This is a genomic window from Daejeonella sp. (assembly GCF_049655485.1).
Classification (GTDB): domain Bacteria; phylum Bacteroidota; class Bacteroidia; order Sphingobacteriales; family Sphingobacteriaceae; genus Daejeonella.
The window spans coordinates 1-4,903 of record NZ_JBASJU010000285.1 but is presented as its reverse complement, the minus strand read 5'-3'; the positions used below and the strand labels follow the sequence as shown (position 1 = coordinate 4,903).

At 39.3% G+C, this 4,903-nt stretch carries 9 protein-coding genes; all 9 read left to right on the top strand.

The features are described 5' to 3' along the window. The first annotated feature begins 162 nt into the window (after positions 1 to 162). On the top strand, positions 163 to 843 hold the full coding sequence (locus WBJ10_RS12160; protein WP_424290656.1) for a hypothetical protein: 681 nt from the start codon (positions 163 to 165) through the stop codon (positions 841 to 843). Between the two features lie 468 nt (positions 844 to 1,311). Beyond that, positions 1,312 to 1,698, top strand: coding sequence for a hypothetical protein (locus WBJ10_RS12155; protein ID WP_424290654.1), 387 nt, complete (start codon positions 1,312 to 1,314; stop codon positions 1,696 to 1,698). 245 nt (positions 1,699 to 1,943) lie between these two features. Beyond that, entirely contained in the window at positions 1,944 to 2,360 is a 417-nt protein-coding gene (locus WBJ10_RS12150) for a hypothetical protein (RefSeq protein ID WP_424290652.1), read from the top strand. Beyond that, the gene (locus WBJ10_RS12145) at positions 2,323 to 2,637 is read left to right on the top strand and encodes a helix-turn-helix domain-containing protein (protein WP_424290650.1); all 315 of its coding nucleotides are present in this window, start codon (positions 2,323 to 2,325) and stop codon (positions 2,635 to 2,637) included. The genes WBJ10_RS12150 and WBJ10_RS12145 overlap by 38 nt, the downstream gene beginning before the upstream one ends. Positions 2,638 to 2,898: 261 nt before the next feature. Next, on the top strand, positions 2,899 to 3,123 hold the full coding sequence (locus WBJ10_RS12140) for a helix-turn-helix domain-containing protein (RefSeq protein WP_424290648.1): 225 nt from the start codon (positions 2,899 to 2,901) through the stop codon (positions 3,121 to 3,123). 148 nt (positions 3,124 to 3,271) lie between these two features. Then, positions 3,272 to 3,445, top strand: coding sequence for a hypothetical protein (locus tag WBJ10_RS12135; protein ID WP_424290646.1), 174 nt, complete (start codon positions 3,272 to 3,274; stop codon positions 3,443 to 3,445). Continuing rightward, complete coding sequence (locus tag WBJ10_RS12130; protein WP_424290644.1) at positions 3,432 to 3,695, top strand: hypothetical protein; 264 nt, start codon at positions 3,432 to 3,434, stop codon at positions 3,693 to 3,695. Before WBJ10_RS12135 ends, WBJ10_RS12130 begins: the two co-directional genes overlap by 14 nt. A 73-nt stretch (positions 3,696 to 3,768) precedes the next feature. Then, positions 3,769 to 4,257, top strand: a complete 489-nt coding sequence (locus WBJ10_RS12125) for a helix-turn-helix transcriptional regulator (protein ID WP_424290642.1) — start codon at positions 3,769 to 3,771, stop codon at positions 4,255 to 4,257. A 157-nt stretch (positions 4,258 to 4,414) separates the two neighbouring features. Further along, the gene (locus tag WBJ10_RS12120) at positions 4,415 to 4,693 is read left to right on the top strand and encodes a hypothetical protein (protein ID WP_424290640.1); all 279 of its coding nucleotides are present in this window, start codon (positions 4,415 to 4,417) and stop codon (positions 4,691 to 4,693) included. The last annotated feature ends 210 nt before the right edge of the window (positions 4,694 to 4,903 follow it).

The following is a 4,903-nucleotide window of genomic DNA, read 5'->3' as shown; positions in this document are numbered from 1 at the left end:
TGAGAGAGCTGCTTCCGTCTTTATAGACGATGTCAAATATTCATCTGCTAACTCCGATCCGAATTCATCTGATTCGTTACTTAAACACATCAGAAAAAAAGAAAAAGGCTTAGGGATATTTTTGTCGAGATCAACAGGGCATGTTAAAGACAGACGCCCGTAATGAATATAAAGACCATTATAACGTTAGCGATTCTGACAGCGTGTCTTTCTTGCAACTCAACGACAAAACAAAAATCGGACATTAAAACTAATGACTCGTTACAGCCTACTACGAGCAAAATTGCATATGACCGTACAGAAAATCTCCTTATTTCTATTCCTGACAAAATAAAAAAATCTGCTGCCTTTTACTTTTCGAATTCGCAAACCAAGGACTTGTTTCTTCTTACGATAGAACCTGGAATGGTCAGGAATTCAAAATCGTTCTTGCAAATAATCACGACAGATAACAAGGTAATTTATACCCAATCTTTCGATACATATTATTTTATAAAATCGGTTTATGAACCCGACACTATTCCAGCAACTGGCGGCCAAGATGCTTATGACAGATACATCGAAAATTACTGGAAATCAATCACACCGAAGCAGTATGAATTGGAATTCAAAAAGAATGTCGACAGTTTCTTTGAAGCTATATATCCAATTCCTAAGAGTGAATATGCGAACTTAAAAAATTGGGATGAGAACATAACAGATCATGAATTTCTACAAGAGGTTGCCGCAGACACCACTGTTCATTTAATTGACATCATCTGCTTTGATTGTGACGAAGGTGGTGCTATGATTGGGTTTTCAAAACAGCGAAATAAAGTGGTGACCTTGGTTGAACATGATTAGAAAACCGCCGTATGCAAACATTAAAAAGAAATTGTCTGATCAGTAGTGAAATGAATTCTTACTTGCAAATGTGCGATGAATGAATTACTTAACTTCTCTTACTATTAGAATCAGATCTTCAACTGGGTAATCGTCATATAAATTCCTTGGATCAGGTTCTATGAATGAAATTCTTTTACTTTCCTTTTCTGCTCTTTCTAATAGTTTATAAAATACTTCGGCTTTGCCTTGATTTGGGCATGCGATAAGAAGGTACAATTGGTTGTACTCAAACCCTAGCTTAAGGCATTCTGCTATCACCACGGTTACGGTTTCCCGTAAGATCGAGGCATTTCGAATATATAAGTTTGATAAAGCCAGCATTTACAAGTTCGGGAGTAGAGACATAAGAACTGGACATCCAGTTCTCTCAACAAGTGCAGAACCTTAATAGAATATCAAGAGCCGGTTTTAGATAAAGGATTGAAAATGAAAATAAAACTACTTGTATGTACAATCTGCTTTGCCATTATCAGCTGCAGCAACCAAAAGTTTAAAACCAAAGAGCAGGAAGATGCCTACTACGATAGTCTGTCGGTAGCCAGTACTGGGAAGACAATTTCTGAGCGAGCTAGAGAATCCACTGATTCATTAATGAATAAAATTACGACGGACGTGTATATGGATACGGCCGGACTATATAAAGCGCCGATCAAGGTTACCAGAGCAATCCTATTCAAAAAAGAGTATAGCAACTACCGGGATATCAGATTAACCTATAAAAATGTTTCAGGAAAGACTGTATATTCCGTTGGGAGGGGCGGAAAAAACCCGATGTTCGTTCTTATCAACACCAGAATAATAGGCCATAAATAAGCTGCACCGTCCGCTCCTGGAATCAGCCAAAAAAATGAGCCGCCTTATTTACACGTCATCCGCCAAACATTCGACCTGCTTATGATTTGTCAGAAGAAGAAATAAATCCCTGAAAATGGTTTTTTACCGTTCAGTAATTACTAAAAAATTTAGTGTTATTTTCCATTTTATTATTCGATCTTTATTAAACGATTGTAATTTTTTTATAAAAAATTGAAAACAATTAAGCAATAGCTTAAGTTTGTATGAGAAGAAAGGCAATTATTATTCAGACATCGGACGACGGAAAGCGATGCATTGCTGTAGATGAAGATAATCAAGATGAAATTCTAGCTTTTTTAAATGGCGATTTAAGGCATCGTAATAAGTTTAAGGATATAACAAATGTGTTGTTGGCGGGTCTTAGAAACAGTCAATTATATGATAAAGAAGAGCCCGACGCTAAAAGCAAAGGAGTTAGGGCAATGAAACTTTTTAAGGGACAAGAAAATGCCCGTATCTATTGCAGGGAAATCACAATGGAGGACAAGACTTTTGTTGTAATTGCTTCCGAATTGCTGATCAGAAAGAAGACACAAAAAATCGACAAAAGAATTTTAAACATTATCCATAAAGTAGCAAGCTATGACTACCAGGAAATCATTGACCCCCAATCAAATTAAAAACTCATTTGACGAACTGTTCAACAGCTTTACCGATGAGGAACTTCTCGATCAGGAGGCTCGATTGTTATCATTCCGTTTTTTAAGCGAGATAGAATCTGCTATGGAACAGCAAAAAATGAGTAAAAAGCTATTGGCTGACAAAGTGAATACTTCGGCAAGCTATATTACCCAACTTTTCCGCGGTGACCGCCTTCTTAACTTCAACATCCTGGCAAAAATGCAAAGAGTCTTAGGTCTAAAATTCGAAATTATAAGAAAAGAAGATCAGTTCTAATTATCATTTCTTGTTGTAAATTTTGATCAAGATCAAATTGATTAGAAATAGTTCCGCGTCCTACTTACCGTGCCTTACGGAAATCTCTTCACAAATATAAAATGTGTCTTTATCGACTCGATTTTTTCAACCCCTTTCCCCCAACTTGCCCTCACCAAGAAGGATCAGGGCCCCTCAAAATTTTTTAATCTCGCGTAAATTGATGTATGATCATACGTCAATAGATTTCTGGAGAACCCTGACCTTTCCGACTGCTCTCGGATGGAAGGTAAGGAAAAGATAAAAGCACAATTTGGCATTCATTTACGAAAACTGCTCTTAGAACGAAATTTGAGTCTTCGTGGTCTGGCAAGTCGTTCAGGATTGGAATACAGTCTGGTCCAGCGTATCGCTAGTGGTGAAGTCAATCTTGAACTGACAACGATCTACGCATTAGCAAAAGGACTAGGTGTTCCCGCTGCTAGTTTAATGCCAGAAATAGATTGACCGCCGGTTGCCGACTCTTATCCCTTAAACTCTCTCTCCTTTTATAAGCAAGCTTCCGGCTAACAGACTTGGCGCCAGTGTTGGAATTTGAATTTAAAGAGTTCGCGGAAGATTGCTTTTTGGAATTTGAAACCTTTAAATCAATCTTATGAAAAAGCTTGCAACAAGCCTTATCGCAGTGACCATCTTCGTCATGAGTTCCTGTGAAAAACAAGAAGTCCTTCCTGACAAACCTCAAATTAAAGAAAAGCTGAAGGAGTGCCGGAACTGTGAGGGTAGTTGGGATCTTACCAAAACAAATCCTGAGGATGACGAGGGATAAGCGCAATCACCCAGAGTACATAGAGGTAGATCCAGAAATCATTAAAGTCTTCCGGGAAAAAGGATACAAAAATCTACATCTTGGGCTCCTTCCTTCTGATGGCACTGTTCGGGCTACTGTAGAAGTGGTCCCAGTGCCTGAAGAGTGCTTCGGACTGGATTTAATCCCCATAAACAGTAAGGAAATTTCAGACTATTTTAATGAGCCTTCCCCGATGTGCAGGTATGTAATGAATCGGCGATATGTTTAATTCGTTCCTGGCTCCTGTGAACTGATTATACAGCCGAACAATTCGAAAAAGGTCTTAAATCAATTGAACTAATATGGATCAGGATATTTTAAGAAAGAAATTACGGATACGGCGCGATAGTTTCGGATATAGCCAGGAATATATGGGCATGTTACTCGGCATTTCTCAGCCGGCTTACTCCGACATTGAGAGCGGCAAAACTAACATTACGGACACGCTGTTCAAGGAACTTAAAGTTTTGGAAGGCTTTGAAGACTTTGATCTCGACCAGCCAGTACCAAAAAAGATTCCTGTCAAACAAACCATTGCCGACCTATGGCCTTGGGGTAAAACAAGCTTTTATATTTTTGTAGTAATTGTTGGTTTTGTCATACTGGACTTTGTAGTAAGACTTCCCGCAGACATTACCAGAGGTTTCGATGCTGGAACGGGCCACGATTACGGTACCGTTGAAGTCATTATGGGATGGGTCTTTGCCTTGTTACTGGGCCTTTCTATCTACTGGCTTTTCTGGGTTAAAAAATGGTGGAAAGCAAGAACAAAAGAAGACAAAATTGCTTGATGAGCAATTATGAGCGTTTACGCATAATTTATAAGCAGATTATAAGCAATATAAGCGCTTGCTTATAATTTATAAGCACCTTGCTTATACTTTATAAGCAGTTATAAGCAAGGTTTTTAAATAAGTCTCTTGAAATTCGTAGTGTCAATGCACTGCAATGTCAGAGAACGAAGAAATCTTACTTGAACTCAGGAAGGTTAACAAAAACCTGAAGAAGCTTCGCAAAGCTTTGAAGTCGCGGCCGTCGATGCACGGCCCGAATTTCAATCCTGCTGATTGGGGTTTAAAGGAAGAGGTAATGAAAATTCTCTCCATCAGTAAAAGTACCCTATATCGTTATCGCGACGACGATAAAGTAATCTGGGATCAGAAAAAGGGCACATCATATTATCACCTCCCAAGTCTTCACAAGCTAAAAGACAAATGCATGAAATGATTTTATTCCGGGGTCTGTTCGCGGGTTTTTCGGCTATTCGCTGATTTTGCTAGGGGATTGATTCTGGAAGCCGCCGCTCCAGGGCCGGTCTGCATTCGCTGTTTTACTGCTACTTTTTCGCTGATTAGCCGCCGGGGCTTCGCCATTTCTTCGCCCAGACCTCGAACGGCTTCGCTCTGGCTTCGCTATTTCTTCGCCCGGCTTCGGCTC

Bases quoted from the DNA above. Each gene is read 5' to 3' on its own strand.
- WBJ10_RS12160 (WP_424290656.1), top strand. From the start codon at position 163: ATGAATATAAAGACCATTATAACGTTAGCGATTCTGACAGCGTGTCTT.
- WBJ10_RS12155 (WP_424290654.1), top strand. From the start codon at position 1,312: ATGAAAATAAAACTACTTGTATGTACAATCTGCTTTGCCATTATCAGC.
- WBJ10_RS12150 (WP_424290652.1), top strand. From the start codon at position 1,944: ATGAGAAGAAAGGCAATTATTATTCAGACATCGGACGACGGAAAGCGA.
- WBJ10_RS12145 (WP_424290650.1), top strand. From the start codon at position 2,323: ATGACTACCAGGAAATCATTGACCCCCAATCAAATTAAAAACTCATTT.
- WBJ10_RS12140 (WP_424290648.1), top strand. From the start codon at position 2,899: ATGGAAGGTAAGGAAAAGATAAAAGCACAATTTGGCATTCATTTACGA.
- WBJ10_RS12135 (WP_424290646.1), top strand. From the start codon at position 3,272: ATGAAAAAGCTTGCAACAAGCCTTATCGCAGTGACCATCTTCGTCATG.
- WBJ10_RS12130 (WP_424290644.1), top strand. From the start codon at position 3,432: ATGACGAGGGATAAGCGCAATCACCCAGAGTACATAGAGGTAGATCCA.
- WBJ10_RS12125 (WP_424290642.1), top strand. From the start codon at position 3,769: ATGGATCAGGATATTTTAAGAAAGAAATTACGGATACGGCGCGATAGT.
- WBJ10_RS12120 (WP_424290640.1), top strand. From the start codon at position 4,415: ATGTCAGAGAACGAAGAAATCTTACTTGAACTCAGGAAGGTTAACAAA.